This is a genomic window from Tardiphaga sp. 37S4 (assembly GCF_021044645.1).
Classification (GTDB): Bacteria; Pseudomonadota; Alphaproteobacteria; order Rhizobiales; family Xanthobacteraceae; genus Tardiphaga; species Tardiphaga robiniae.
Map to the genome: position 1 here is coordinate 5,001,295 of NZ_CP088008.1, position 26,267 is coordinate 5,027,561.

At 62.4% G+C, this 26,267-nt stretch carries 21 protein-coding genes; 12 read left to right on the forward strand and 9 right to left on the reverse strand.

From position 1 onward, the window contains the following. Positions 1-304: 304 nt before the first annotated feature. Together LPB73_RS23755 and LPB73_RS23760 are read right to left on the reverse strand one after the other, a co-directional pair. Positions 305-604, reverse strand: coding sequence for a hypothetical protein (locus LPB73_RS23755; RefSeq protein ID WP_068737611.1), 300 nt, complete (start codon positions 602-604; stop codon positions 305-307). Continuing rightward, positions 601-2,004 (reverse strand): OmpA family protein, encoded by a 1,404-nt coding sequence (locus tag LPB73_RS23760; RefSeq protein WP_231078405.1) that lies wholly within the window; start codon positions 2,002-2,004, stop codon positions 601-603. Before LPB73_RS23760 ends, LPB73_RS23755 begins: the two co-directional genes overlap by 4 nt. A gap of 162 nt (positions 2,005-2,166) precedes the next feature. Between LPB73_RS23760 and LPB73_RS23765 the strand changes: the two genes are divergently transcribed. After that, positions 2,167-3,225 (forward strand): polysaccharide deacetylase family protein, encoded by a 1,059-nt coding sequence (locus LPB73_RS23765; protein WP_231078406.1) that lies wholly within the window; start codon positions 2,167-2,169, stop codon positions 3,223-3,225. 56 nt (positions 3,226-3,281) lie between these two features. Here LPB73_RS23765 and LPB73_RS23770 read toward each other — a convergent pair whose 3' ends face one another. After that, a complete protein-coding gene (locus tag LPB73_RS23770; RefSeq protein WP_231078407.1) occupies positions 3,282-4,007 on the reverse strand; it encodes a CBS domain-containing protein in 726 nt (241 codons plus the stop codon). Between the two features lie 182 nt (positions 4,008-4,189). On the opposite strand from LPB73_RS23770, the gene LPB73_RS23775 reads away from it, so the two are divergent. The 4 genes from LPB73_RS23775 (at position 4,190) to atzF (ending at position 9,508) form a co-directional block, all read left to right on the forward strand. Beyond that, the gene (locus LPB73_RS23775; protein WP_175369585.1) at positions 4,190-4,996 is read left to right on the forward strand and encodes an SDR family oxidoreductase; all 807 of its coding nucleotides are present in this window, start codon (positions 4,190-4,192) and stop codon (positions 4,994-4,996) included. Positions 4,997-5,258: 262 nt separating this feature from the next. Then, a complete protein-coding gene (locus tag LPB73_RS23780) occupies positions 5,259-5,993 on the forward strand; it encodes a cysteine hydrolase family protein (RefSeq protein ID WP_231078408.1) in 735 nt (244 codons plus the stop codon). Beyond that, positions 5,990-7,633 (forward strand): regulator, encoded by a 1,644-nt coding sequence (locus LPB73_RS23785; protein WP_093758047.1) that lies wholly within the window; start codon positions 5,990-5,992, stop codon positions 7,631-7,633. Before LPB73_RS23780 ends, LPB73_RS23785 begins: the two co-directional genes overlap by 4 nt. Positions 7,634-7,687: 54 nt before the next feature. After that, positions 7,688-9,508 carry an allophanate hydrolase gene (gene atzF, locus LPB73_RS23790; RefSeq protein ID WP_231078409.1) on the forward strand — a complete coding sequence of 607 codons (1,821 nt, stop codon included), beginning with the start codon at positions 7,688-7,690 and terminating at the stop codon, positions 9,506-9,508. A 160-nt stretch (positions 9,509-9,668) separates the two neighbouring features. Here atzF and LPB73_RS23795 read toward each other — a convergent pair whose 3' ends face one another. The 3 genes from LPB73_RS23795 to LPB73_RS23805 form a co-directional block, all read right to left on the reverse strand. Next, positions 9,669-11,714, reverse strand: a complete 2,046-nt coding sequence (locus LPB73_RS23795; protein ID WP_231078410.1) for a methyl-accepting chemotaxis protein — start codon at positions 11,712-11,714, stop codon at positions 9,669-9,671. 316 nt (positions 11,715-12,030) lie between these two features. Further along, positions 12,031-12,735: a 3-oxoacid CoA-transferase subunit B gene (locus tag LPB73_RS23800; protein ID WP_231078411.1), complete on the reverse strand. Its 705-nt coding sequence runs from the start codon at positions 12,733-12,735 to the stop codon at positions 12,031-12,033. Further along, on the reverse strand, positions 12,732-13,403 hold the full coding sequence (locus LPB73_RS23805; protein WP_093758046.1) for a 3-oxoacid CoA-transferase subunit A: 672 nt from the start codon (positions 13,401-13,403) through the stop codon (positions 12,732-12,734). The genes LPB73_RS23800 and LPB73_RS23805 overlap by 4 nt, the downstream gene beginning before the upstream one ends. Before the next feature lie 355 nt (positions 13,404-13,758). On the opposite strand from LPB73_RS23805, the gene LPB73_RS23810 reads away from it, so the two are divergent. The 4 genes from LPB73_RS23810 (at position 13,759) to LPB73_RS23825 (ending at position 18,962) form a co-directional block, all read left to right on the forward strand. Further along, positions 13,759-14,244 (forward strand): (2Fe-2S)-binding protein, encoded by a 486-nt coding sequence (locus tag LPB73_RS23810; RefSeq protein WP_068737631.1) that lies wholly within the window; start codon positions 13,759-13,761, stop codon positions 14,242-14,244. A gap of 88 nt (positions 14,245-14,332) precedes the next feature. Next, on the forward strand, positions 14,333-16,687 hold the full coding sequence (locus LPB73_RS23815) for a xanthine dehydrogenase family protein molybdopterin-binding subunit (RefSeq protein WP_231078412.1): 2,355 nt from the start codon (positions 14,333-14,335) through the stop codon (positions 16,685-16,687). 74 nt (positions 16,688-16,761) lie between these two features. Continuing rightward, entirely contained in the window at positions 16,762-17,562 is an 801-nt protein-coding gene (locus LPB73_RS23820) for an FAD binding domain-containing protein (RefSeq protein ID WP_231078413.1), read from the forward strand. A gap of 293 nt (positions 17,563-17,855) precedes the next feature. Continuing rightward, on the forward strand, positions 17,856-18,962 hold the full coding sequence (locus LPB73_RS23825) for a CaiB/BaiF CoA transferase family protein (protein WP_231078414.1): 1,107 nt from the start codon (positions 17,856-17,858) through the stop codon (positions 18,960-18,962). A gap of 200 nt (positions 18,963-19,162) precedes the next feature. On the opposite strand, the gene hppD is transcribed toward LPB73_RS23825, so the two are convergent. Then, positions 19,163-20,287, reverse strand: a complete 1,125-nt coding sequence (gene hppD, locus LPB73_RS23830; RefSeq protein WP_231078415.1) for a 4-hydroxyphenylpyruvate dioxygenase — start codon at positions 20,285-20,287, stop codon at positions 19,163-19,165. A 133-nt stretch (positions 20,288-20,420) separates the two neighbouring features. Here hppD and LPB73_RS23835 point away from each other — a divergent pair, with 133 nt between their 5' ends. From LPB73_RS23835 to LPB73_RS23845, 3 genes are all read left to right on the forward strand, one after another. Continuing rightward, complete coding sequence (locus LPB73_RS23835) at positions 20,421-20,897, forward strand: Lrp/AsnC family transcriptional regulator (protein WP_089266744.1); 477 nt, start codon at positions 20,421-20,423, stop codon at positions 20,895-20,897. Positions 20,898-21,039: 142 nt separating this feature from the next. Continuing rightward, the gene (locus tag LPB73_RS23840; protein WP_231078416.1) at positions 21,040-23,472 is read left to right on the forward strand and encodes a methyltransferase domain-containing protein; all 2,433 of its coding nucleotides are present in this window, start codon (positions 21,040-21,042) and stop codon (positions 23,470-23,472) included. A 90-nt stretch (positions 23,473-23,562) separates the two neighbouring features. Beyond that, the gene (locus LPB73_RS23845; protein ID WP_231078417.1) at positions 23,563-23,874 is read left to right on the forward strand and encodes a DUF1272 domain-containing protein; all 312 of its coding nucleotides are present in this window, start codon (positions 23,563-23,565) and stop codon (positions 23,872-23,874) included. A 70-nt stretch (positions 23,875-23,944) separates the two neighbouring features. Here LPB73_RS23845 and hmgA read toward each other — a convergent pair whose 3' ends face one another. Both hmgA and LPB73_RS23855 read right to left on the reverse strand, forming a co-directional pair. Further along, positions 23,945-25,291, reverse strand: coding sequence for a homogentisate 1,2-dioxygenase (hmgA, locus tag LPB73_RS23850; protein ID WP_231078418.1), 1,347 nt, complete (start codon positions 25,289-25,291; stop codon positions 23,945-23,947). A 1-nt stretch (position 25,292) separates the two neighbouring features. After that, entirely contained in the window at positions 25,293-26,246 is a 954-nt protein-coding gene (locus LPB73_RS23855; RefSeq protein ID WP_231078419.1) for an MBL fold metallo-hydrolase, read from the reverse strand. Between the last annotated feature and the right edge of the window lie 21 nt (positions 26,247-26,267).

Genomic DNA, 26,267 nt, shown 5'->3' on the forward strand with positions numbered 1-26,267 from the left:
CCAGAGAGATCTGGACCAGGAAGTCAGATTAGCCTCGGCGGAACCGCCACATCAGTTGTCTCCGGCACAACCGTCGTAGCGCGTTTTGCGGCAAAGTGGAATTCGCCGACTGTGAATAAAAACAAGCCACATCAGTATATTAGGTCAGTCCTAACAAACCACCAGCCTCTCGGGTGCATTCGCTGCGGCAAAATGCCGACGTCGTGACGCGTCTCACGTGACAATGAGGCTTTCGTGACCTCATGCCGCCGATTTGGCGGCGAGACGTTGATAAAAAAGACGTCAGCGGCATGCACCACAGACCTCAGGTCGCGCGGGCCTGCTGCCTGACCACCACGATGTCGCGCAGCCACGATCCGATGGCGCAGCCGACGAGATAGAAGCCGAACAATGCGAGGCCGAGATCGAGCCAGTAGCCGAAGCGGCCGGGCACGACTTTGGCAATCGCGATGCCGACGATGACCGCGGCGATCACCGACAGACGCTGGATCCAGACCCGCGACACCGAACGCCCCCGATAGACCACGGCGATCCAGCCCATGCAGAAGCCGATCAGGAATGCCCCGAGCAGCCAGCCCCAGTGAAACATCGCAAGATAGGTCATGGCGCTTGCCTCACGACGAATTCGATCCGGCGATTCTGCAGCTTGCCTTCGTCGGTATCGTTGGTGGCGATGGGTTGGGTGCTGCCGTAGCCGATGGTGGAGAAACGGTCCGCCGGCAGGCCGGCCTTCACGAGATATTCTTCGACGGCAAGCGCGCGCTTTTCCGACAGCGACTGATTGAACGCTGCGTCGCCATCGCCGTCGGTGTGGCCGGCGATCTCGACCCGGACATTGGCGCAGCGCATGGCGATTTCCACGAGGCGATCGAGCAAGCCCGCGGAATCCACATTGATGCTGGCGCTGGAGGGCTCAAACCGGATGCGACCCTTGGTCAGGTTCTGCGCAAAGAGCTGCTGGCACACGCTGGCATCGACCGGTGCCGCGGCGGGCTTCACCGAGACTTCGGCTTTGGCCTGCCAACCCTGCGGGAGCTCGCGCGCCAGACTTGCGCGGATCTGGTCCGCGGCCACTTCGTAGAGCGCGTCACCTGACAGCTTCACCTCGCGGTCGGACACCACCAGGGTCCCCGTCGACAGCCGCGACAGCGCACCCAGCGCCGTCGTCACCGCTGCGGCAAAACCTCCGGGCGCGCCGATGCTGGCCTTCAGGTTATCGACGATCTTCTCATTGCCGAACTTGCGTCCGGCAGCCGACGCCAGCGCGGCATGGATGGTGTTGTCCGGGACATAGCCGCTCAGCGTCAGCGTATTCGTCACCGGGTCCTTGTTGGCCTGGAACACATAGGGCGGCGCCTTGACGTCATTGGCCGCGACTGTGAAGCCTTCCGGCAGATTCTTCAGCGCGGCCGCAATGGCTTCGCGGCCACCGAGATCGCGCGCCATGCCGGAGAGGCTGATATTAGTATCCGAAATCACCGCCTTGCCCTCTTTCAGCTTGGCGACCTGATCGAGCAACAGCACAGCTGCGGCATCGAACCGCGGCGGCGCGCCGCGCTTCAGACCCATACGGTCGGAGACCTCGGTTCCGCTGAGTGCGGCGCGGGCCGCTTCCACAATTCGCGCCTTGCTGGCCGGCAATGGCGCGGTCCCCCACAGCGTGACGCGGACATTGTCGCGCTCCGCGACCCAGACGAACGGCTTGGCTTCCGCGACGAGACGGGTTTCGTCATTGACCAGGCGGACGCCCGGCGTGGCCTCGACCGACGAGACCGCGCTGCGGCGACCATCTTCGGAAAATGCTTCGGCAGAAAACGAGACGTCACGCCCGGCAACCGTGATCTGGCTCTTGTCGAGGATCGTGTTTTTCAGCGCCGCAGTGCTATGCGCCGTTAAATCCGTTTCAAGCGGAATCGTGCTAACCCAGGCAGCAACCACCCAAAGGATGGCAAGCGGGATGAGCCCGGGCCACCATTTGGCACTCCACCTGTAAAATCCGTGCATTCGACGTCCTGCGGGTCTGGAAACAGAGAGAAAACAAACCCTTGCGGGACTGTCAAATTGAAATCAAGGCAAACCTCTGGCGTCGCCGCGGGTATTCGAATAACGCTTTGTTCAATCGTTTCTGATCATTTCCGTGGGTAGCATCAATTGCTCGGTCATACGATGAAGCAGATTCGCAACACGATTATTCGTGCCGGCCTGGATGCGCTGTATTTCAGTGGCGCCCACCGCGTGTTGCGACCGATCTTCGGCGGCGTGGGCACCATTTTCATGCTGCACCATGTGCGCCCTGCGCATGCCGGTTCGTTCCAGCCCAACCGTCACCTCGAGATCACACCGGATTTCCTGCGCGCCACCCTCGCTTATCTGCGCGCGACCGACGTCGATATCGTGACGCCCGATGAAGTGCAGCGGCGGTTGACGGAGCGGGATTTCTCGCGCCGCTTCGCCTGTTTCACCTGCGACGACGGCTATCGCGACAACCGCGACCATGCATTGCCCGCGATGCGGGATTTCGACGCTCCCTTCACGGTCTATGTCACCAGCGACTTCGCCTCCGGCACAGGCCGGCTGTGGTGGGTGGCGCTGGAGCGCATCGTCGCCAGGGCCGATACGATCGAGGCCCCGATCGACGGACAGATGGTGCGCCTGGACACATCGACGCTCGCCGGCAAGGACATGGCGTTCGACCGCCTGCATGGCTGGCTGCGCGGATTGCCGGAAGAAGCGGATATCCGCCGCGAGGTCAGCGTACTCTGCGCCGCGCATGGCATCGACGAAGACGCGGTCAGCGGTGAGCTGTGCATGTCGTGGGACGAACTCAAACCTTTCGCCGCCGATCCGCTGGTGACAATCGGCGCGCATACCGTAAGCCACTGCAATCTCGCCAAGCAGAGCGAAGCGATGGTCGTGCATGAGCTGTCAGCCAGCCGCACCGATATCGAAAACGTTCTGCAGCGCCCGGCCGTGCATCTTGCCTATCCCTATGGCGACCGCTGCGCCGCGGGCACACGGGAATTCGCACTGGCGAAAAGCGCTGGCTTCGAGACAGCCGTGACAACGCGCCCCGGCGTGATCGCCTCGGACAACTTCTCGCAGCTCACAGCGCTGCCGCGGGTCTCGCTGAACGGCAACTATCAGGACACCCGCTATCTGCCGGTGCTGACCTCCGGCGCGGCCACCGCGATGTGGAACGGCTTCCAGCGCGGCGGCGTCGGATAGTCTGGCCCGCTGCAGACGAACTGCAGCCTTGTTGGAGTCTTGCGTCCCGCGCCGGATCAAACCGACTTTTGCGGCAGATCGGCATCCGGCGGAAAATACACGCCCGACATCGGATCGACCCAGCACAGATGCTCGTTGACGCGGGTGACGCCAGTCACATTTTCAGCAGCCACGACAATCGCCCGACGGACATTCTCGTCCGTGATGAAGCCGTCGATGTCCACGACGCCATCCTTCACCCGGACGTCGAGGCCGAATGGTGTCCATTCGTTATGCCTGAGCACAGCGACGATGCGGCGGCGGATCAACGCATCACTCGACCCGACATCGGAGACATCGTGCATGAGATCGGCGATGGCTTCGACGAAATTCTGCCGGCTGACGATACCCACGAGCTTGTCGCCCTGCACCACCGGCACGCGCTTGATGTGATACTTCTCCATCACGTCGACGATATCGGCCAGACCGGTCTCCTCCGTTACCGTGCGGACCTCGCGGGTCATGATCTCGTGCACCTTGCGGCCGGCTTCGCGGACATAATCGATGGCCTGCAGGCTGGGGCCACGCACGAATTCGAGCCAGCGCGGACGCCTGCGCTGCGTGCCGACCTCGTGCCGACGCAGGAAGTCCCGCTCGGTCACAATGCCAACCAGCTTGCCGGCCGCATCCACCACAGGCAATCCGCTAACGTGATAATCGATCATCAGCCGCGCAGCTTCGCTGATCGACGCGTCCGGCGACACGGTGACGAGCTTGCGGGTCATAATTTGATGAGCTCTCATGACACTCTCCCATTGGGTTGAGGTCCGCTTGCTGGACGAACCAACGCGAGAAGCCTACGCCGGCCGCCGGTTCCGGCCTTGATCTGGGTCAACTGCAGCAGCGCTTGTTGACTCGCCTTGTTGACTCCCCTTGCCCGCCGCCGCACACAATCGGCCCAACGACAAAACAAACGGGAGGCGTCATGTTCACCAATCTGTTTTCGCTCGATGGCCGCATTGCACTCGTCACCGGCGGCTCGCGCGGCATCGGCAAGATGATCGCGGCAGGATTTCTCAGCCAGGGCGCGGCGAAGGTCTACATCACCGCGCGCAAGGCCGGGCCGTGCGAAGCCACCGCGAAAGAACTCTCCGCGCAATATGCCGGTGAATGCATCGCACTCCCGATCGACATCTCGACCATGGCCGGCATCGAGATGCTGGCTGCCGAAATCAAGAAGCGCGAACCCAAGCTCGACATTCTCGTCAACAATGCGGGCGCCGCCTGGGGCGCAGACTTCGATGAATTTCCGGAGAGCGGCTGGGACAAGGTGATGACGCTGAACGTCAAGACGCCGTTCTTTCTGACCAAGGCGCTGGCCGGGCCGCTGCGTGCAGCAGCCAGCGCGGACAAGCCCGCCAAGGTCATCAACATCGCTTCCATCGACGGCATCTTCGTCAATCCGATGGAGACCTACTCCTACGCCGCCAGCAAATCCGGCCTGATCCACCTGACGCGCCGCATGGCCGTGAGACTGATCAAGGACCATGTGGTCGTGACGGCCATCGCGCCGGGCCCGTTCCAGTCCGACATGAACAAGGCTGCACGCGACAATGCCGATGAAGTAGCGACCCGCGTGCCCGCCGGCCGGATCGGCACCGACGAGGACATGGCGGGCGCCGCGATCTATCTCGCTTCGCGCGCCGGCGATTACGTGGTCGGCGCGACCATCGCGGTGGACGGTGGCATCGTCTATGCGAATCCAGGCATCAAGGGCGACGGCTGGGATTGAGGTCACGCACGCCACGTCATTGCGGCCCTCGGGCTGCAATGACGCGCGATCGCTGCTGATCTATCAGCCCCGGCTATAAACTAAGCAATTAACCAGCGTCCAGCCTGCGAACGACATTTAGGCCGCAAAGCTATTCTGAAATAAGCATCTGATTTATATAAATATAATCTCCTGACCTATTCCATCGTCGCAGTTGTACACAATGGCACGCTGCTTGCTTTGTTAACCTCTGAGACATCCATGCCTCGGGGAGTACACGGCAATGGCGGACTCACTGCATACAACGACGGTCCTTGCAGAACCCGGCCCGGTCGCGGTCGACTGGGGCACGACAGCGCTCGTCATCATCGACATGCAGCGCGATTTCATGGAGCCCGGCGGCTTCGGCGAGACGCTCGGCAATGACGTCTCACAACTCGCCAGCGCCGTCGCCCCGATCGCCGCGGTCCTGAAAGCCGCGCGCGAAACCGGGATGATGGTGGTGCACACCCGTGAGGGGCACCTGCCCGATCTGTCTGACGCACCGCCCGCCAAGATCGAACGCGGAGCGCCGTCACTGCGGATCGGCGATCCCGGTCCGATGGGACGCATCCTCATTCGCGGCGAGGCCGGTCACGACATCATTCCCGCACTCTATCCCGTCGAAGGCGAGATCGTCATCGACAAGCCCGGCAAGGGCGCATTCTACGCCACGACGCTCGGCGCCGATCTCAAGGCGCGCGACATCGACACGCTGCTGGTCTGCGGTGTCACCACGGAGGTCTGCGTCAACACCACCGTGCGCGAAGCCAACGACCGCGGCTATCGCTGCATCGTCATCGCGGACGGCTGCGCATCCTACTTCCCTGAATTCCACGAGATGGGCCTGAAGATGATCAAGGCCCAGGGCGGCATCTTCGGCTGGGTCGCCTCATCCGCCGCAATCCTTGAAGCAATGACACTTTCTGAAAATGCACCGGAGATTTCCAACAAACTTGCAGCAGGAGCATCACGATGAGCACGACCGCGGGGACGTTTTCTAAAGATTCTGCCGGCAAATCCGACTTCAAGCCCGCTCTATGGACGCCGGGCGACTGGAATGCGTTTTTCGGCTTCGGCACTAATATTCTCGTCAACATGCTGGTACTGACCGGCCTGCTGCGCTTTGTCCTGAAAATGCCTGACAACATCGTATTCGGACGCATCCTTCCGGCCATGGGCCTGATGATGTGCCTGTCCACGATGTACTACGCCTGGCTCGCCTACAAACTGGCGCAGAAGACCGGCCGCAGCGATGTCTGCGCGCTGCCCTCGGGCATCAGCGTGCCGCATATGTTCATCGTCACCTTCGTGATCATGCTGCCGATCTCGATCACGACAGGCGATCCCATCAAGGGCTGGGAAGCCGGCCTCGTCTGGGTGTTCTTCCAGAGCTTCATCCTGATGATCGGCGGCTTCATCGCGCCCTGGATCCGCAAGGTAACACCGCGCGCCGCGCTCTTGGGCACGCTGGCCGGCGTCTCCATTGCTTTCATCGCGATGCGTCCGGCGCTGGAAATGTTCATGACGCCGGTGATCGGCCTCACATGTTTTGCCATCATCATGCTGAGCTGGTTCGGCGGCTATAAATATCCCAAGGGGATTCCGGCAGGCCTCGTCGCGATCGGCGTCGGCATGGTGATCGCCTGGGGCTCCAATCTCTTTGGAGTCGGTATCGGCGGCGTCAGCGTCGCCGGAGTGAAAGCAGCCTTCACCAATTTCGGGTTCTCGGTGCCGATCCCGGCCTTCGATCACGTGTTCTCCGGCTTCCAGTTCCTCGGCATCATCCTGGTCACCGCCATTCCCTATGGCATCTACGATCTGGTCGAGGCGATGGACAATGTCGAGAGCGCGGAAGCCGCCGGCGACGAATATCCGACCACCCGCGTGCTGACCGCAGACGGCGTCGTCTCGCTGATCGGCTGCCTCATGGGCAACCCCTTCATCAACGCGGTCTATATCGGCCATCCCGGCTGGAAGGCGATGGGCGGCCGGATCGGCTACTCGGCAGCGACCGGCCTGATGGTGATCGTACTGTCATGGTTCGGCGTCATCTCGCTGATGCTGGCCGTTATCCCTGTGGTCGCGATCTCACCAATCCTGCTCTATATCGGCATGCTGATCTGTGCGCAGGCGTTCGAGACCACGCCGCGCGAACATGCTCCGGCGATTGCCCTCGCACTCACGCCGCATCTTGCGGCCTGGGCCACGGTGCTGCTGTCGGGCGCACTCGGTGCCGCCGGCATGAATTTCGGCGCGATCCATTCGCCCGAATTCATCGCCAAGATGGGACAGAACGGCGTGCTGTTCCACGGCCTCGAAGTCATGGGCGGCGGCTCGATCCTGGTCGGCCTGGTGCTCGGCGCCATCGCGGTGTTCGTTATCGAGCGCAAATTCCTCAACGCTTCGGCTTTCGCTCTGGCCGGTGCCGTGCTGACCTATTTCGGCTTCATGCATGGCGAGGCGATCGGGATCGGCGGCGGATTGGGGGTGACGCCCGGCGTCGCTCTCGCTTATGCTCTTGTTGCAGCCGGGCTCTTCGCCGCGGACAAGTTCGGCGCAACCAGCCTGTCTTCTGTCCCGCAATCGGAGCCGCCACTTGCCGTGCCTGCTGAATAACATCGTCTCAACCTGCGGGTGGCACACCCGTGCCATCCGCAGCAGGTTCGCATCGTGAGTGAGTCCGTTCCCGAGACCACCGTTCCCGAAACGATCGCCGCCATCGTCGCCGCGCATCGCGCCGGCACCGTCACGCCCGCACAGACAGTCGCCCGCAGCTATCAGCGAATCCGCGACCGCGGCGATACCGCCATCTTCATCACGCTCCGCAACGAGGCCGAGGCGATCGCCGAAGCCGAGGCGCTCGCTGCGAAGGATCCCGCCACCCTGCCGCTCTACGGCGTGCCGGTCGGCGTGAAGGACAATATCGACGTCGCCGGTTTGCCGACCACCGCCGCCTGTCCCGCTTTCGCCTATAACGCAACGCGCGATGCCAGCGCCGTGGCGCGGCTGCGTGCCGCTGGCGCGATCGTCATCGGCAAGACCAATCTCGACCAGTTCGCGACGGGTCTGGTCGGCGTGCGCTCGCCCTATGGCATTCCGAAGAATGCGATCCGCGACGATCTCGTGCCGGGCGGATCGAGCTCCGGCTCTGCCGTTGCGGTATCCGCAGGCCTCGTGCCGCTGACACTCGGCACCGACACAGCCGGCTCCGGCCGCGTGCCGGCGATGCTCAACAATATCGTCGGCCTCAAGCCGAGCCTCGGCCTGATCCCGACCGCCGGCGTGGTGCCGGCGTGCCGGACGCTGGATTGCGTGTCGATCTTCACGCTGACGGTGGACGATGCTGTTGCCGCGCTCGATGTGATGGGCGGCTATGACGCCCATGATCCCTATTCGCGCAGGCGGGTACCGGGTTCGCTCACCGCGTTTCCGAAGGACCTCAAGCTCGGCGTGCCGCGCAATGGCCAGTTGATCTTCTTCGGCGACAAGGCCTCGGAAAAAGCCTATGCGGACGCGCTGAAGCGCTGGACGTCATTGGGTGCGACGCTGGTCGAGTTCGATCTCGAGCCGTTCTATGAAACCGCGCGGCTGCTCTACGATGGCCCATGGGTCGCCGAACGCCTGTTGGTGATCCGCGATCTGCTGGCGTCTGCGCCGGATGCAATTCATCCGGTGACGCGCGAGATCACCATCGCCGGTGCACGCCAGAGCGCGACGGATACGTTTGCGGCTTTGTACAAGTTGCAGGAGCTGAAGCGGGTCGCAGAACAGGCTTTCACTGCTATCGACGCGCTAGTGCTGCCGACGGCGCCGACCGCCTATACGACGGCGCAGGTGCTCGCCAACCCCATCGAGCTCAATTCGCGGCTCGGCACCTATACCAACTTCGTCAACCTGCTCGACCTCTGCGGCCTCGCCATCCCCGCCGCCATGCGTGCCGACGGCATCCCGTTCGGCATCACGCTACTGGCGCCGGGCGGCGACGACGCCTTGCTGGCCAGCATCGGACGCGTGTTTCACGCCGACACCAAATTGCCGGTTGGCGCCAGGGCCCTGCCGCAGCCGGCGCTCGCGCCGCTGTCCACTGAGTTGGCCGCTGGCGAAATCGCGATCGCGGTGGTCGGCGCGCATCTCTCGGGCATGGCGCTGAACGGCGAATTGACGGCGCTGAACGGCCGCCTGCTGAAAGCCACGACGACGGCGCCGGACTACAAGTTCTACGCACTCAACGGCACGACGCCGGCGAAGCCCGGCCTGTTGCGCGTCGCCGCGGGCTCGGGCGCGGAAATCGCCGTCGAAGTCTGGGCGTTGTCGGCAGAGGCCTTCGGCAAATTCGTTGCATCGCTTCCGCAGCCGATGTCGATCGGCACGTTGACGCTGTCCGACGGATCGAGCGTCAAGGGCTTCCTGGTGGAAGCCAAGGCGACGGAAGATGCGCGCGATATTTCGTCGTTTGGCGGATGGCGGGCGTATATGGCTGAGAAGAAGTAGCGGCGTTTTGCGTCGCAACTGTTAAAGCGCTGTCATGGCCGGGCAGCGCGAAGCGGGCTTCGCTAGATGTCCCAGCCATCCACGTCTTCGTACTGGACCAAGACGTGGATGCCCGGCACGAGGCCGGGCATGACGGAGTTTCTATGTCGAGCGTAGAGCCTTACGCCGCCCGGATATTCCCCATGAACCTGTCCAGCTCGGCACGCAGGCGCGCGCTCTCGCTCGACAGGGTCTGTGCGGAATTCAGCACCTGCGCCGATGCCGCGCCGGTTTCGGTTGCGCCGCGATTGACGTCGACGATATCGCCGGCGACCTGCTGGGTGCCGTGGGCAACCCGCTGGACGTTCTGCGCGATCTCGCGTGTGGCAGCGCCCTGCTGTTCCACGGCGCTGGCGATCTCGGACGCAATGCCCGAAATTTCGCCGATGGTGCTGCCGATCTGCTTGATCGCCGACACCGACTCCTGCGTTGCGCTCTGCATGCCGGCTATCTGGGTCGAGATTTCCTCGGTCGCCTTCGCGGTCTGGCTGGCCAGCGACTTCACTTCGGAGGCAACAACCGCAAAGCCGCGGCCGGCATCTCCGGCCCGCGCGGCCTCGATGGTCGCATTGAGCGCAAGAAGGTTGGTCTGTTCGGCAATCGCCGTGATGAGATCGACGACGTCGCCGATGCGCTGCGCGGCGCGCGACAATTCGCCGATGCGGGCATCGGTCTGCTGCGCCTGCACCACCGCACTGTCCGCGATCTTGCTGGAGGTCTGCACCTGGCGGCCGATTTCATTGACCGACAGCGAGAGTTCTTCGGTGGCGGTCGCCACCGACTGCATGTTCGAGGAGGCCTGATCCGAGGCGCCGGCGACGCGGCTCGACAATCCCTCGGTGGTCTCGGCGGTGCGCGTCAGCGTACCGGCTGCGGTTTCCAGCTGCCCGGCCGATGCCGATACGTTCGAAACGATCGCACCCACAGCGGCTTCGAAATCGTCGGCAAAACGGATGAGTTCGGCCCGGCGTGCTGCACCGGCCTCGCGGCTTTGCTCTTCCTGCATGGCGGCATCGCGCTCGGCCTTCGCGATGGCCTGCACTTTAAATTCCTCCACGGCGGACGCCATGTCGCCGAGTTCGTCGCGGCGGCCGAGACCCGGCAGCACGACCTCGAAGTCACCAGCCGCGAGCTTGCGCATCGCTGCGCACATCGCAATCATCGGACCGGCAATGCTGCGGCCCAGCAGCAGCGCAAGGATGGCACCGACGATGAAGCCGCCAACGCCCAGCACCATCACCTGGCGCTCGGTATCGTGGATCGTGGTGTCGGATTCGGTTTCAAGACGCTGCTGATCGGACAGCAGATCCCCCTTCATCGCCGTCGACAGCTTGGTGATCGCTCCCGCCGTCTCCGACATTTCCTGAACGAGACCGTCGACCTTCTTGGTGTTCTCAACGAACTTGACGAAAGCATCGGCGTAGAGCTTCGTCTCCGCGGTGATCTCCTTCACCTTGTTGTTGATCTTGTCGTCATTGGCATAGATCGTCGCAAACGAGTTCTGCAGGAACTTGATGCGAGCCGTTGCGGCATTCGAGGTCTTGTCCTCGGCCTTGCCGATATAGGTGTTCACGAGCGAGGTCGCGGTGATGAACTGGGTGGTGATTTCCTTGACCTGATCCTGCACGGAGGCAAGGCCGGCCATGGTCGCGGTATCGCCGAGATCATCGATCTTGTTACGCAGCATCAGGCTGGTGCGCGACAACTGGGTCGACGCGATGGTGTCGTTCTGTCCCTTGACGGTGAGGATGTCGGCGAACACCTTGGTGAACGTAATGAATTCGCGGGACAGCTTGGTGATCTTGTCGAGCCGCGCGGAGTCCTTGGTCACCTTCATCGACTGGTCGATGGCGTCCTTCAGACTGGTTTCCGCAGCCTTCGCTGCCTTGGCGTCCGCTTCATTGCTGGTGAGGACGTAATAGCGCGTCAGCGCCTGATAGGAGGTCAGTTCGCGGTCGATGTTGCGGGCCAGACCGGACTCCGCAACGCTGGTGCGATACGACACCACGCCGGCCGAGATACGCTCGAAGCCGACATAAGCGAGCACCATGCTGAGCGCGGAGATGGCGAGCACGGCCGCAAAGCCCAGCGTCACCTTGGCGCGGAACCTGAGGGCAGGAAACTTAAAAGAAGCCGGCTTCTTCCGGACAAGCGTCGTCGTTGCCACGTGGGGCCCCCGTTCATCACTCCCAACATCCCGGTCATCGCGCGCAAGCGCGCGCAAAGCCGATGCCCAAACCTACGGCACATTGGCTAAGGACGAGTAAACGGATACCGGAACTTCTGGAGGTTGCGCGGCAGGCGAACAGGGGGATGCCCCCTCAGGGGTGGCTGTTGCTTTAAAGCTCCGTCATGCCCGCGCTCGTCGCGGGCATCCACGTCTTTGCCACAAGGAAGGCGTGGACGGCCGGGACATCCAGCGAAGCCGCGCTTCGCGCTTTGCCCGGCCATGACGGTGGAGAGGCGGGTGTTTTCGGAAGTCCCTACGCCGCCATCGCCGGCGGGGTCAGCGACTGCCAGTTGTTGGCGAGCTGCAGCTTGGGCTCGGTGAGCGTCTGCAACTGCTCCAGCGTCATGCCCTCGACCATCTCGCGCACAAACAGTCCCTGCTCCGTGACGTCAATGACCGCCAGATTGGTGTAGATGCGCTTGACGCAGCCCGGTGCCGTGAGCGGCAGCCGGCACTTCTTGAGAATGCGCGGCTTACCTGACTTGTCGGTGTGATCCATGATCACCCGGATTTCCTTGGCGCCAACTGCGAGATCCATCGCGCCGCCGACACCGGGCGGGAAGGACGGGTCTTCCGTGGTCCAGTTGGCGAGATCGCCGGCTTCGGAGACTTCAAAGGCGCCGAGCAGGCTGACATCGAGATGCTTGCCGCGGATCATCAGGAACGCGTCGGCGTGATGCATGAACACCCCGCCCTTGATCAGCGTCGTGTAGTTCTTGCCGGCATCGATCAGGTTCTCGTCTTCCGTGCCGGGCTCCGGCTTCGGCCCGAGGCCGAGAATGCCGTTCTCGCTGTGGAAGATCACCTCGCGGCCATCGGGCACATAGCTCGCCGCCCGCGTCGGCATGCCGATGCCGAGATTGACATAGGCGCCTTCCTGCAGGTCCTGCGCGGCGCGCCAGGCCATCTGGTCGCGATTGAGCGGCTTGTATGTTGCGGTCTTATCAGACGACGTCATGCCTTTGCTCCCACTACCACCACACGATCGATGAAAATGCTCGGCGTCACCACCGCTTCCGGATCGAGACTGCCGAGTTCGACCATTTCATTGACCTGCACGACGCTGAGATCGGCAGCCATGGCCATGATCGGATTGAAGTTACGCGCCGACTGGTCATAGACGAGGTTGCCCCAGCGATCCGCCTTCTTGGCGCGCAGCAGTGCAATGTCGCCCTTCAGCGGCTTCTCGAACACATACAGCACGCCGTCGATCTCGCGGGTCTCCTTGCCCTCGGCGAGCTTGGTATGCGCCGTCACAGGCGAGAAGAAGCCGCCGAGCCCCGCGGCATGGGCATGCATGCGCTCGCTGATGATGCCCTGTGGCACCAGTTCGAGTTCCAGCGTCTTGGCACGATAGGCATTCAGGAAAGCGCTGTAGTCGCCGGAGCGCGGATAAGAACAGATCACCTTGGCGACGCGACCGGAATTGATCAGCCGGGCCAAACCAGTGTCGCCATTGCCGGCATTGTTGTGGACGATGGTGAGATTGGTCGCACCCTGCTCGTGCAGCGCCTCCAGCAGATCATCGGCAATGCCGACAGTACCGAACCCGGCCACCAGGACGACTGCCCCGTCCTTCACCCCAGCCACGGCCTCGGCCGCGCTGGCTACGCGCTTGTCGATCACTCCCGAAAACTCCTCGTCGCGGAATTGTTATTGTCCGCAATCGCTTGCGGCATTTATTGCGCCGCGACTAGAGCATTGCGGCCTGCGGATATGAAGGCACAAATTTGCAGGAGGGATACGCGCGTACCCTCCCCTGGAGGGGGAGGGTCGGTGAGCACCCGCGAAGCGGATGCGAGACGGGGTGGGGTGAGACCACACACTGCGTCGCTTGTGATTTCACCCCACCCCGCTGCGAGCTACGCTCGCATCGACCCTCCCCCTCCAGGGGAGGGTGAAGCACCCACCAAATTCCCAGTTGCAAACTTTCCGCACCGCGCTTCTAATTGGAATAATTAAAAAATACCGGGAGGTCTGCGTGTCCACAGTGAAACTGACGGTCAATGGCAAATCTGTCTCTGCCACGGTCGAAGACAGAACCCTTCTCGTCCACCTGCTCCGCGAAAATCTCAACCTGACCGGGACCCATGTGGGCTGCGATACCAGCCAGTGCGGCGCCTGCATCGTGCATATCGACGGCAAGGCGGTGAAATCCTGCACCACGCTGGTCGGTCAGATCGACGGCGCCAATGTCACCACCATTGAAGGCATTGCCAAGGGCGACCAGCTGCATCCGATGCAGGCGGCGTTCCGCGACAATCACGGCCTGCAATGCGGCTACTGCACGCCGGGCATGATCATGTCGGCGATCGACATCGTGAATCGCCACGCGGGCGATCTCGATGAAGAGACAGTGCGCCACGAGCTCGAAGGCAATATCTGCCGCTGCACTGGCTACCACAACATCGTCAAATCGGTACTCGACGCCGCCGGACGCATGAAGGTTGCGCAAGCGGCTGAATGAGCCGCGGCGCATTGATCTGAGCTGAGCCAACCGCGCCTTTCGATGGAAAGCGCGGACAATCAAAAACTCCGGCAGGGAGACCCATGAGATGGGCGTTGAAGGCATCGGCGCACGCGTTGCGCGCAAGGAAGACAAGCGATTCATCACCGGCCGCGGCCGCTATGTCGACGACGTCAAGATCGTCGGCCTCACCCACGCGCATTTCATCCGCAGCCCGCATGCTCATGCGAAAGTGAAGGGCATCGACGCCTCCGCCGCCAAGGATATGCCGGGCGTGGTGGACGTGCTCACCGCACAGCAATTGGTGGACGACAAGATCGGCAACCTGATCTGCGGCTGGGCGGTGTCCTCCAAGGACGGCACGCCGATGAAAATGGGCGCATGGCCGGCGATGGCGCCGGACACCGTGCGCTTCGTCGGTCAGGCAGTCGCCGTGGTGATCGCCGAGACCAAGAACCAGGCGAAGGATGCGGCCGAGGCCGTGGTCGTGACTTATGAAGAACTCCCTGCCGTCAGCAGCATGACCGCAGCGCTCGCCTCAGGCGCGCCGCAACTGCATCCGGAAGCGCCGGGCAATGTGGTCTATGACTGGGCGATCGGCGACGAGAAGCTGACCAACGACGCCTTCAGCAAGGCCGCCAATGTCATCTCGCTGGACCTGACCAATAACCGCCTGGTGCCGAACGCGATGGAGCCGCGCGCAGCCGTGGCGGAATATGACGACGCAGAAGAGCACTTCACGCTCCATACGACCTCGCAGAATCCACATGTGGCGCGGCTCGTCCTGTCGGCGTTCTACAATGTTGCGCAGGAGCACAAGCTGCGCGTGATCGCCCCCGATGTCGGCGGCGGCTTCGGGTCGAAGATCTTCATCTATCCCGAGGAAATGGTCGCACTCTGGGCCTCAAAGAAAGTACGCCGCCCGGTGAAATGGACCGGTGACCGCACCGAGGCATTTCTCACTGACGCGCATGGCCGCGATCACATCTCACATGCCGAGATGGCGTTCGATGCCAACAACAGGATCCTGGGCCTGCGGGTGAAGACCCACGCCAATTTCGGCGCCTATATGTCGCTGTTCTCGTCCTCGGTGCCGACCTATCTCTACGCCACGCTGCTGTCGGGCCAGTACAATATCCCGACCATCTATGCCGAGGTGATGGGCGTCTATACCAACACCACGCCGGTCGATGCCTATCGCGGCGCCGGACGCCCGGAAGCGAGCTATCTGGTGGAGCGACTGATGGAGACATCGGCGCGGCAGTTGAAAGTCGATCCGGCCGAGCTGCGCCGCCTCAACTTTGTGACCCAGTTTCCGCATCAGACGCCTGTCATCATGGCCTATGATATCGGCGACTTCGGCGCATCGCTCGACGCGGCGCTGAAAGCCATCGACTATGCCGGCTTCCCGGCGCGGAAGGCCAAGGCCAAAACCGCCGGCAAACTGCGCGGGCTTGGCTTCTCCTGCTACATCGAAGCCTGCGGCATCGCGCCCTCCAAGGCGGTCGGCTCGCTCGGCGCCGGCGTCGGCCTGTGGGAATCCGCGGAGGTCCGCGTCAATCCGGTCGGTACCATCGAAGTGCTGACGGGATCGCACAGCCACGGCCAGGGCCACGAGACAACCTTCGCACAGCTCGTTGCTGACAGGCTCGGCATCTCAGTCGATCAGGTCCAGATCGTGCATGGCGACACTGATAAAGTGCAGTTCGGCATGGGCACCTATGGTTCGCGCTCGGCGGCGGTCGGCATGTCCGCGATCTTCAAGGCGATGGAGAAAGTGGAAGCCAAGGCGAAGAAGATCGCCGCGCATCTGCTTGAGGCCTCCGAAGGCGACATCGTCATCGAGAATGGCGAGTTCAAGGTCGCAGGCACCGACAAGGCGATCGCGCTGCCGATGGTGGCACTCGCCGCCTATACCGCACACAACCTGCCTGACGGCATGGAGCCCGGCCTGAAGGAAGGTGCGTTCTACGATCCCACCAACTTCACCTTCCCGGCCGGCGCCTATATCTGCGAGGTCGAGATCGATCCCGGCACCGGCAAGACCGACATCGTCGACTTCGTGGCTGTCGATGACTTCGGCCGGCTGATCAATCCCATGATCGTCGAAGGCCAGGTCCATGGCGGCCTCGCCCAGGGCATCGGTCAGGCGATGCTCGAAAGCGCTATCTATGACGACAACGGCCAGCCGGTGACGGCGTCGTTCATGGATTACGCCATGCCCCGCGCCGACGACGTGCCATCGTTCCGGGTCTCGCACACCACGACGCTGTGCCCAGGCAATCCGCTCGGCGTGAAAGGCTGCGGTGAGGCCGGCGCGATCGGTTCGTCGCCCGCGGTGATCAACGCCATCACCGATGCGCTCGGCCACAACAAGATCGAGATGCCGGCGACGCCCGGCCGTGTCTGGGAAGCGCTGCAATTGCAGCAGGCAGCGGAATAAGCGGAGTGTTTTCAAGCGAAGTGGAATCCGGTTCGCGTCAAGAAAACACGACCAAAAGATAAGGAAGCAATACGATGTATGAGACCACTTATCACCGCCCCGCCAGCGTCGACGAAGCAGCGGCCCTGTTCGCCAAACATCCCGAGGCCAAGTATCTCGCCGGTGGCCACACGCTGATCCCCGTGATGAAGCAGCGTCTTGCGGCACCATCGGATGTTATCGACCTCGCCAAGATCAAGGACTTGATCGGCATCGAGGCAACATCCGACGCGCTGATCATCAAGGCGGCGACGACCTATTACGACATCACGCAGAGCCCCGCGGCCAAGAAGGCGATCCCGGCGATCGTGCATCTGACGTCGGTGCTCGGCGACCCCGCCGTGCGCTATCGCGGCACCATCGGCGGCTCCATCGCCAACAACGATCCCGCCGCCGATTATCCCGCCGCCGTGCTGGCGCTAAATGCCACCATCAAGACCAATAAACGCGAGATCAAAGGCGACGATTTCTTCCAGGGCCTGTTCTCGACGGCCCTGGAAGAGGACGAGATCATCACATCCGTGTCGTTCCCCATTCCGGCCAAGGCCGGCTACGCCAAGATGCGCCACCCGGCGTCGCGTTTCGCACTCACCGCGGTGTTTGTCGCACAGACAAAGTCCGGCGAGGTCCGCGTCGCAGCCACCGGCGCATCGCAGAGCGGCGTGATGCGCGTGCCGGCGATCGAGGCTGCACTGAAAGCCAACTGGTCGGCGGGAGCGCTGGATGGCGTGAAGATCTCAGCGGATGGGTTGATGGGTGACATCCACGGCTCGGCGGAATATCGCGCCAACCTCATCAAGGTCATGGCACAGCGCGCGGTGGACGCGGCGGGGTAAAACTCGAACCTCTCAATTGTCATCCCCGCGAAGGCGGGGATCCATAGCCTCCATCCCGTCGTGGCGGAATGGCGGCAGAGGCCTTTGCAAAACACGAACTCGGTGGTTATGGGTCCCCGCCTTCGCGGGGACGACATCGAGTTTTGGCTTTAGCATTTTTGTGCAGTGCCGCAGCATGGCCGCATGCAGGATTGCGGCCAAAAGCTTCTTGCCCTTGTCACCTCCAGCATAGACAGTTTCCGGCAAATCGGCCCGTCGCCATCGACGGCCAATATCAAGCATGGGAAACACAAGTGCAGGACACCACCCTCGCGTCGTCGCGACCACAGACCAAGGCCACCGGCCCGCTCAAGGGCACACGCATCGTCGAATTCGCCGGCATCGGCCCCGGTCCGTTCGCCTGCATGCTGCTGGCCGATATGGGTGCCGAAGTGATTACGCTGGTGCGCCCGAAGCAGATGCCGAAAGGCGCTGCGTCACGCGGCCGCAAGGTCATCGAGGTCGATCTCAAGGACAAGGCCGCCATTGCACAGGTGCTGTCGCTGCTGGATAGCGCCGATGCACTGGTGGAAGGCTATCGGCCCGGCGTGATGGAACGCCTCGGCCTCGGGCCGGATGTCGTCCTCGGCCGCAACAGGAAGCTGGTCTATGGCCGCATGACCGGTTGGGGCCAGCATGGCCCGCTGGCGCAGGCCGCCGGCCATGACATCAATTACATTTCGATCACCGGGGCCCTCGCCGCAATCGGCGGCGCTGACAAGCCCGTGCCGCCATTGAATCTGGTCGGCGATTTCGGCGGCGGCTCGATGTATCTGGTGATGGGCATGCTCGCCGCCCTACTGGAGGCCAACAAGTCCGGCCAGGGGCAGGTGGTGGACGCGGCCATGTGCGACGGCGCGGCATCCTTGATCACCATGTTCTTCGACATGACCGCGGCCGGTCGCTGGAAGGAAAGTCGCGAGAGCAACATGCTCGACGGCGGCGCGCATTTCTACGGCGTCTACGAATGCAGCTGCGGCAACTTCATCTCGATCGGCTCCATCGAGCCGCAATTCTATGCCGAGCTGCGCGAACTCGCCGGGCTTTCGGAGGCCTGCTACGACAATCACATGGACCCGACAAACTGGGCCGCGGTGAAGGACAAGCTCACCGCGGTGTTCAAGACCAAAAGCCGCGACGAGTGGTCAAAAATCATGGAAGGCACCGACGTGTGCTTCGCGCCGGTGCTGACCATGTCGGAAGCCACGAAACATCCGCATATGGTGGCACGCGAAGTCTTCATCCAGCACGAAGGCGCGACACAGCCGGCACCCGCACCGCGGTTCTCGCGCACGCCATCGGCGGCACGGCCGGCGGTGAAGGCGGAGCTCGGTGATGCGGTGAAGGAGTGGGCGAGTTGAGAAAGCTCATACTCGCCTAAGGAGCTCCGCTTCTCTTATCCCTCCCCCTTGTGGGGAGGGTGGCCGGCCGAAGGCCGGTCGGGTGGGGGTGCCCCACGTGACGTCGGGGCGCGGGCCACCCCACCCGTCTCGACCGCTTCGCGGTCGATCCACCCTCCCCACTGCGCGGCTTCGCCGCTTGAGGGAGGGAGAAGAAAGAACTACGCCGCGGTCTTGTCCGCCACGTGCAGCACGCCGCGCCTGATCTGATCTTCTTCGATCGACTCGAACAGCGCCTTGAAATTGCCCTCGCCGAAACCGTCATCGCCCTTGCGCTGGATGAATTCGAAGAAAATGGGTCCAATCGCATTGGCCGAGAAAATCTGCAGCAGCACCTTGGTCTCGCCGCCTTCGACCACGCCCTCGCCGTCGATCAGGATGCCGTTCTTCTGCAGCCGCGGCACGTCCTCGCCATGCTTCGGCAGCCGCGCATCGATCTTCTCGAAATAGGTCACAGGCGGCGCCGGCATGAAGGGCAGGCCATCGGCGCGCAGCTTCTCGATGGTCGTGTAGATATCCGTCACACCGCAGGCGATGTGCTGGATGCCCTCGCCGTGATAGGTGTTGAGATATTCCTCGATCTGGCCGGCATCGCCGGCATCCTCGTTGATCGGAATCCGGATCTTGCCGTCCGGACTGGTCAGCGCGCGCGAGAACAGGCCCGAGGCGCGTCCCTCGATGTCGAAGAAGCGTATCTGGCGAAAATTGAACAGCTCCTCGTAGAAGCCAGTCCAGACATCCATCCGACCGCGATGGACGTTGTGGGTGAGGTGGTCGAGATAGAACAGGCCGGCGCCTTCGGGGCGCGGGTTCTTGGCGCCGAGCCATGTGAATTCATGGTCATAGGCCGAGCCCTTGGCGCCATAGCGATCGACGAAGTACAATAGGCTGCCGCCGATGCCCTTGATGGCTGGCACGTCGAGCGTCTTCTGCGCTGCGATTGCATCCGCCGGCTCGGCACCGAGCAAAATCGCGCGGTCATAGGCCGCCTGCGCATCGACGACGCGGAACGCCATCGACGGCGCGCACGGGCCGTGCGCGGCGACGAAATTGAAGCCGTGAGTTCCGGGCTCTTCGTTGACGAGATAGTTGATGTCGCCCTGACGATAGACCGTGATCTTCCTGGTCTTGTGCTTCGCGACCGGCACATAGCCCATCAGCCTGAACAGGGCGTGGAGTTCTTCAGGCCTCGGATGCGCGTATTCGACGAATTCAAAGCCGTCGGTGCCCATCGGATTATGTGCCGAGATGGTGGCGGCCGGCGCGTCGTGCGGAAACGGACCCATGGTGATCTCCCGAAGCTGATTTGCATTATCGCTTGCCTGGAGTGTCGGTCGTTTGCGACGCAAGGTGCATGCAAATTCGGATGCAATATGCGACATTCATGCACGGTTCACGCATGAAAGAGGCTTTTGACGCATGATCCCGGTAGACGCCTTCGATCTCAAGATGCTGGCTGCCTTGCAGGATGACGGCCGGCTGACCAACCAGCAGCTCGCCGATGCCGTCGGCCTATCGGCCTCGCAATGCTCACGGCGGCGGATGCGGCTCGAAGAGGAGAAGGTGATCTCCGGCTATCACGCCGACCTGTCATCGGACGCACTCGGCTTCAACGTGATCGCCTTCATCCAGGTGCAACTGGCTACCCACTCGCCGGACAATGCCAAGAAGTTCCGCACGCTGGTGCAGCGGGTCGACGAGGTGCAGGAGGCTTACTCGCTAACCGGCGATGCCGACTACGTGCTCAAGGCCGTGCTGCGCGATCTCAAGGGACTGTCCGACCTCGTCAACAATGTGCTGATGCCGCATCAGAGCGTGGCGCATGTGCGCTCGTCGATCGTGCTCGACCGGTTGAAGGAAACATCGAAACTGCCGCTGAAATCAGCCCTCGCCTGAGCGCCAGAGGCCTGCAACACAGCGGAATTTGCAACCGCCGATTGATCAGTTCTTAACTCGAAGCGCCTACAACACCCGTCTGGTTCCGATCCGAATTGATTGGACACTCGATACTGCCAAAGCATTGCAGGAAAGAGCAGAGATGGGTGGACGCGACGCAGGCACGACCGAGAATGCCAATCAACGGCTCGTTCGCTTCTTCTGCATCTGCCTTGGCACCCTCGTCTTCGCCTATTCTCTGCTGGCATTGCGCCTGCTGTTCGAGAGCGACGGCATCACCGCAACCGATGGTCTGCTGACACTGGTGCGCGTGTTGCTGGGCGCAGCGGCGCTGGCCATCATCATTTCTCCACCCCTGATCGCAAAGCCGCTTGGCCGCCAGATCACGCTGCTCAGCACCGATTTCGAAGCCGGCTACGCGAGCATGAGCACCAAGGAGAAGGTACGGCTGATCGTGCTGGTCACCATGGTGAGCCTGCTGCTCGAACTGGTGATGATCCGCTGGCTGGCGTCGGTCTTCCCAGTGTTTTCGTTCTTCAAGAATTTCACGCTGCTGGCGTGCTTTCTAGGCCTTGGCGCCGGCTATGCCGTGTCCGAGAAACAACCCTGCGCACCGGCGCTGGTGCTGCCGATGCTGGCGCTGTTCGTCAGCGTCATCACGCTATTGCGCTACGATATCGGAGCCGGCAACGGATTCTTCACCGGCCTGCCGATGCATGAACAGACCTCGATCAATATCGATATGGATCGCCTCGACTGGCTGTCGCTGTTTGCCCAGAGCATTCCCGTCTATTTACTGCTGGCGATGAGCTTCGTGCTATGCGCCTGCATCTGCTATCCGGTCGGCCAGCTCTGCGGAAAACTGCTGCACGCGACCGACGCCCTGAAGGCCTACGGCCTCAATCTCGTCGGTAGCATCCTCGGCGTGCTGGTGCTGTTCGTCATGAGCCTGTTCTGGCTGCCTCCGGTGATCTGGTTCACCGCGGCCGGCGGCATCCTGCTTGTCTTCGTGCTGTCGCGGGATGTCCGCTCGCCGATCGGCATTGCGAGCTTCTGCGTGCTGCTTACGGTGCTGGCATGGCCGGTGCAGCCGGAGACCCAACGGATCTACTCGCCCTATCAGCTGCTCGAGCGCATGGCGAAATCCGACGGATTGATGAATATCCTGTCGGGCGGCTCGTATTATCAGAAGGTGTTCAACCTCGCGGAGAGCCACCGCAGCATTGAAGCTGCCGAGGACCGCTATGTGCGGACCTATTACGAGTTCCCGTTCAACTTCAAAACCAAGCCGGAACGCGTGGCCATTGTCGGCGCCGGCAGCGGCAACGACGTTGCGGCGGCGCTGCGCATGGGCGCGTCCCACGTGGACGCCATCGAGATCGATCCCGCCATCATCCATCTCGGCCGCAGCAATCATCCGGAACACCCCTATGACGATCCGCGGGTGACCGTACATATCAACGACGCGCGCAACTTCTTCCGCACGGCGCAGCAAAAATACGACCTGATCATTTATGGCGTGCTCGATTCCCACACGGCGCTCAGCCATGCATCGAACCTGCGGGTCGACTCCTATGTCTACACCCGAGAGGGCATCGACGAGGCCTTCCGCCTGCTCAAGCCTGACGGCGTGATGTCCATTGCTTTCGCGCTGCCGAACGAGTCTCTCGGTTTCAAGCTGTCGCATATCCTGCAGGGCCTGCCGGGCGCCGGCAAGCCGCTGGCCATTCGCGTGCGTTACGATTCGAGCACGACGACGGCCTTCGTCGTGCAGAAAGGTCGCGATGCCGCGCTGCCGAACATGGAGGCCTTCGCGGCCATCGGCTTCACGGACGTGTCGCAGCGCTATGCGCAGCCCTATCCTGAAGCCAGCATCCCGACCGATGACTGGCCGTTCTTCTACATGGTCAGCCGGACCTATCCGACCAGCTACATGATCGCGCTCGGCATGGTCATGTTGCTGAGCACGATGTTCGTGCGCAAGACCATCGGCCTCAATGACCCAATCGAGCGCGGCTATCTGCCATTTTTCTTTCTCGGCGCCGGCTTCATGCTGGTGGAGACCAAGGCCATCACCGAGCTGGGTCTGCATCTTGGCGGGACCTGGTTCGTGATCGCCGCCACCATCATCATGGTGCTGGTGATGGCGTTTCTGGCCAATCTCATCGTGCAACGGGACGCATTCCAGCGCACTGGCCTCGCTTATTGCGGCCTGATCGTCAGCCTGCTCGTTGGCTACTTCTATGCGCGCAACCACACGCTGATTGCCTTTGCCTCGCCATGGGCCAACCTCGCACTCAGCGGCGTGCTGCTGACGATCCCGCTGTTCTTCTCGGGCATCATCTTCTCGAGCCTGATCGCCCGAGCCAGCGTCAATATCTCGACCGCACTGGCCTATAACCTGATGGGCGCGCTGTTCGGCGGTTTGATGGAATACAACTCGATGTATTTCGGCTTTGCGTTTCTGTACCTGCTGGCCATCGGCTTCTACGCGCTCGCCTGGCTGTTCTCACGCAATCCCGGCATCGCCTGGGCGCGGCGGCTCAACATCCCGCGCACGGACGCAGCGTCGTAGCACCCGCCTTCCAGCGTCAGGCCGCCTGACAGTTCACGAACCATCGCGGTTCTGCCAAGATCGGCGCAACGAACCGATTGGGAGAGAACGATGGCACTGGCGCTGCGGCCGAACTGCGAATATTGCGACAAGGACCTGCCGCCCGCGGCACGCGATGCCATGATCTGCAGCTATGAATGCACGTTCTGCGCGGACTGCGTGGAAAGCAAACTCTCCAATGTCTGCCCGAATTGCGGCGGAGGTTTTACGCCGCGACCGATCCGCCCCGCTACCGAATGGCGGCCCGGCCTGTCGGTCGCCAAGCGCCCGCCATCGGACAAACGCGTGCATCTATCAAAGAGCAGCGAAGACATCGCCGCGCATTCGGCCCGCATCAAGGACGTTCCGCCGGAGGAGCGCTGAGGCACGTCAACTTGATGGCGCCGTAGGATGGGTAGAGTGTCTTCGCGAAACCCATCCTACGGTCGGTGTATCACCGCTTGTTCGGATCGAACCGCTTCTCCAGGCCCTTCCAACAATCGGCGTAGTCGCTCTGCAACGTCGCCGTCGTGGCCGCGTGCTCCGTAACGCGCTGGGGGTAGCGGGTCTCGAACATGAAGGCCATGGTGCCGGTGAGCTTAACCGGCTTCAGCTCGCCATTGCTGGCGTGATCAAAAGCCTCGCGGTCCGGACCGTGCGGCAGCATCATGTTGTGCAGGCTGATGCCGCCCGGCGTGAAGCCCTGCGGCTTGGCATCATAGACGCCGTAGATAAGCCCCATGAATTCCGACATGATGTTCATGTGATACCACGGCGGACGGAACGTGTTTTCCGCCACCGCCCAGCGCTCCGGGAAGATCACGAAATCGATATTCGCGGTGCCGGCAGTTTCCGACGGCGAGGTCAGCACCGTAAAGATCGACGGATCCGGATGATCGAAGCCGATGGCGCCGACCGGCGAGAAGGTCCGCAGGTCGTATTTATACGGCGCATAGTTGCCGTGCCACGCGACCACATCGATGGGTGAATGCGGCAGCACCGTCTTGAACAGCGTGCCGCCCCATTTCACATAGAGCTCGGTCGGCGTGTCCTTGTCCTCATAGGCGGCCACCGGCGTGAGGAAGTCGCGCGCATTGGCGAGGCAATTGGCGCCGATCGGTCCGCGCTCAGGCAGCGTGAAGGCGCCGCCATAGTTCTCGCAGAGATAGCCGCGCGCGGCGCCGCCGGTGAGTTCGACGCGGAACTTGACGCCGCGCGGGATCACCACGATCTCGCCGGGCTCGGCGTCGATGCGGCCGAATTCGGTGACGAACAACAAGTTACCCTGCTGCAGCACGAACATCATCTCGCCGTCGGCATTGTAGAAGTGCTGATCTACCATGGATTTGGTGATCAGATAGACATGCGCTGCCATGCCGGCCTGGGTGCCGGCATCGCCGGCCGTGGTCATGGTCTGCACGCCCTGCAGGAAGGTCATGTCCTCCTTCGGGATCGGCGCCGGATCCCAGCGCAATTGTGCGATCGGCAGATCGTTCTCGTGGCACGGCGCGGTGCGCCACAATTTCGCGTCCGCTTTCTCGAAGCGGCCGGAATGTTTCACCGACGGGCGAATGCGATATAGCCAGGACCGTTCATTGGTGCCGCGCGGCGCCGTGAAGGGCGAACCGGAGAGCTGCTCGGCATAGAGCCCATAGGCCGCGCGCTGCGGCGAGTTGCGGCCGATGGGCAGCGCGCCGGGCAGCGCCTCGGTTTCGAAGCTGTTCCCAAAGCCGGACATATAGCCCGGCGTGACGTTGACGGTGTTGCGGCTGATCAGATCGGGATTGGTGGTGATGTTCATCTCATCTTCCTTGGAGCGCGGCCCACATTTCGCGGTCGCGCTTGTCGGTCCAGATCACGGGGTCGTCGATCCCCGACGCTTCATCGAAGGCGCGGGATACATTGAACGGCAAGCAGTGCTCGTAGATCGCAAAGCTCGAGAACTTCTTGTCCATGACCTCGCGGGTCGACGCCATGGTCTCCTTCAGGCTGCGTCCCTTGGCGACCGACAGCTCCGCCGCGCCATAGAGCGACATCACGAAGTCACGCGTCATCGCGATCGCCTCGCGGGTCGTTTCCAGTCCCTTCAACGCATCACCGCGACCCGGCGCAATTGCTTTCGGGTTGAACGCGCGGATCTCGTTCAGCGTCGACGGCCATTCGCGCAGCAGCGCATCACCGCAGTAGCAGGCCGAGTGATATTCGATGAGATCGCCTGAGAACATGACTTCGGCATCCGGCACCCAGGCGACGATATCGCCCGACGTATGACCGGCGCCGAGCTGCATCAGGCGCACCTCGCGCTTGCCGAGGAAGATCGACATCTCGCCTTCAAAAGTGAGCGTTGGCCAGGTCAGACCGGGAATGCTCTCGGCATCCTGGAACAGACGCGGGAAACGCCCGAACTCGGAATCCCAGTCCTGCTGGCCGCGTTCTTCCACCAGCCGATAGGTCTCCTGCGACGCGACGACACCCTGCGCCTTGTAGGCAGACGCGCCGAGCACGCGCACCGCATGATAATGCGACAGCACGACATATTTGATCGGCTTGTCGGTGACCGTCCGCACCCGTTCGATGACCTTGTTGGCCATCGCGGGCGTCGCCTGCGCGTCGAACACGATGCAACCGTCATCGCCGACGATGACAGCCGAGTTCGGATCGCCCTCGGCCGTAAAGGCATATAGATCGGTACCGATCTCCGAGAAGGTGACCTTCTTCTCGGTCATGTCGGTCGTGGATGCGAAACCCTTGGTCATCTATCTTTTCCTTTGATCTTT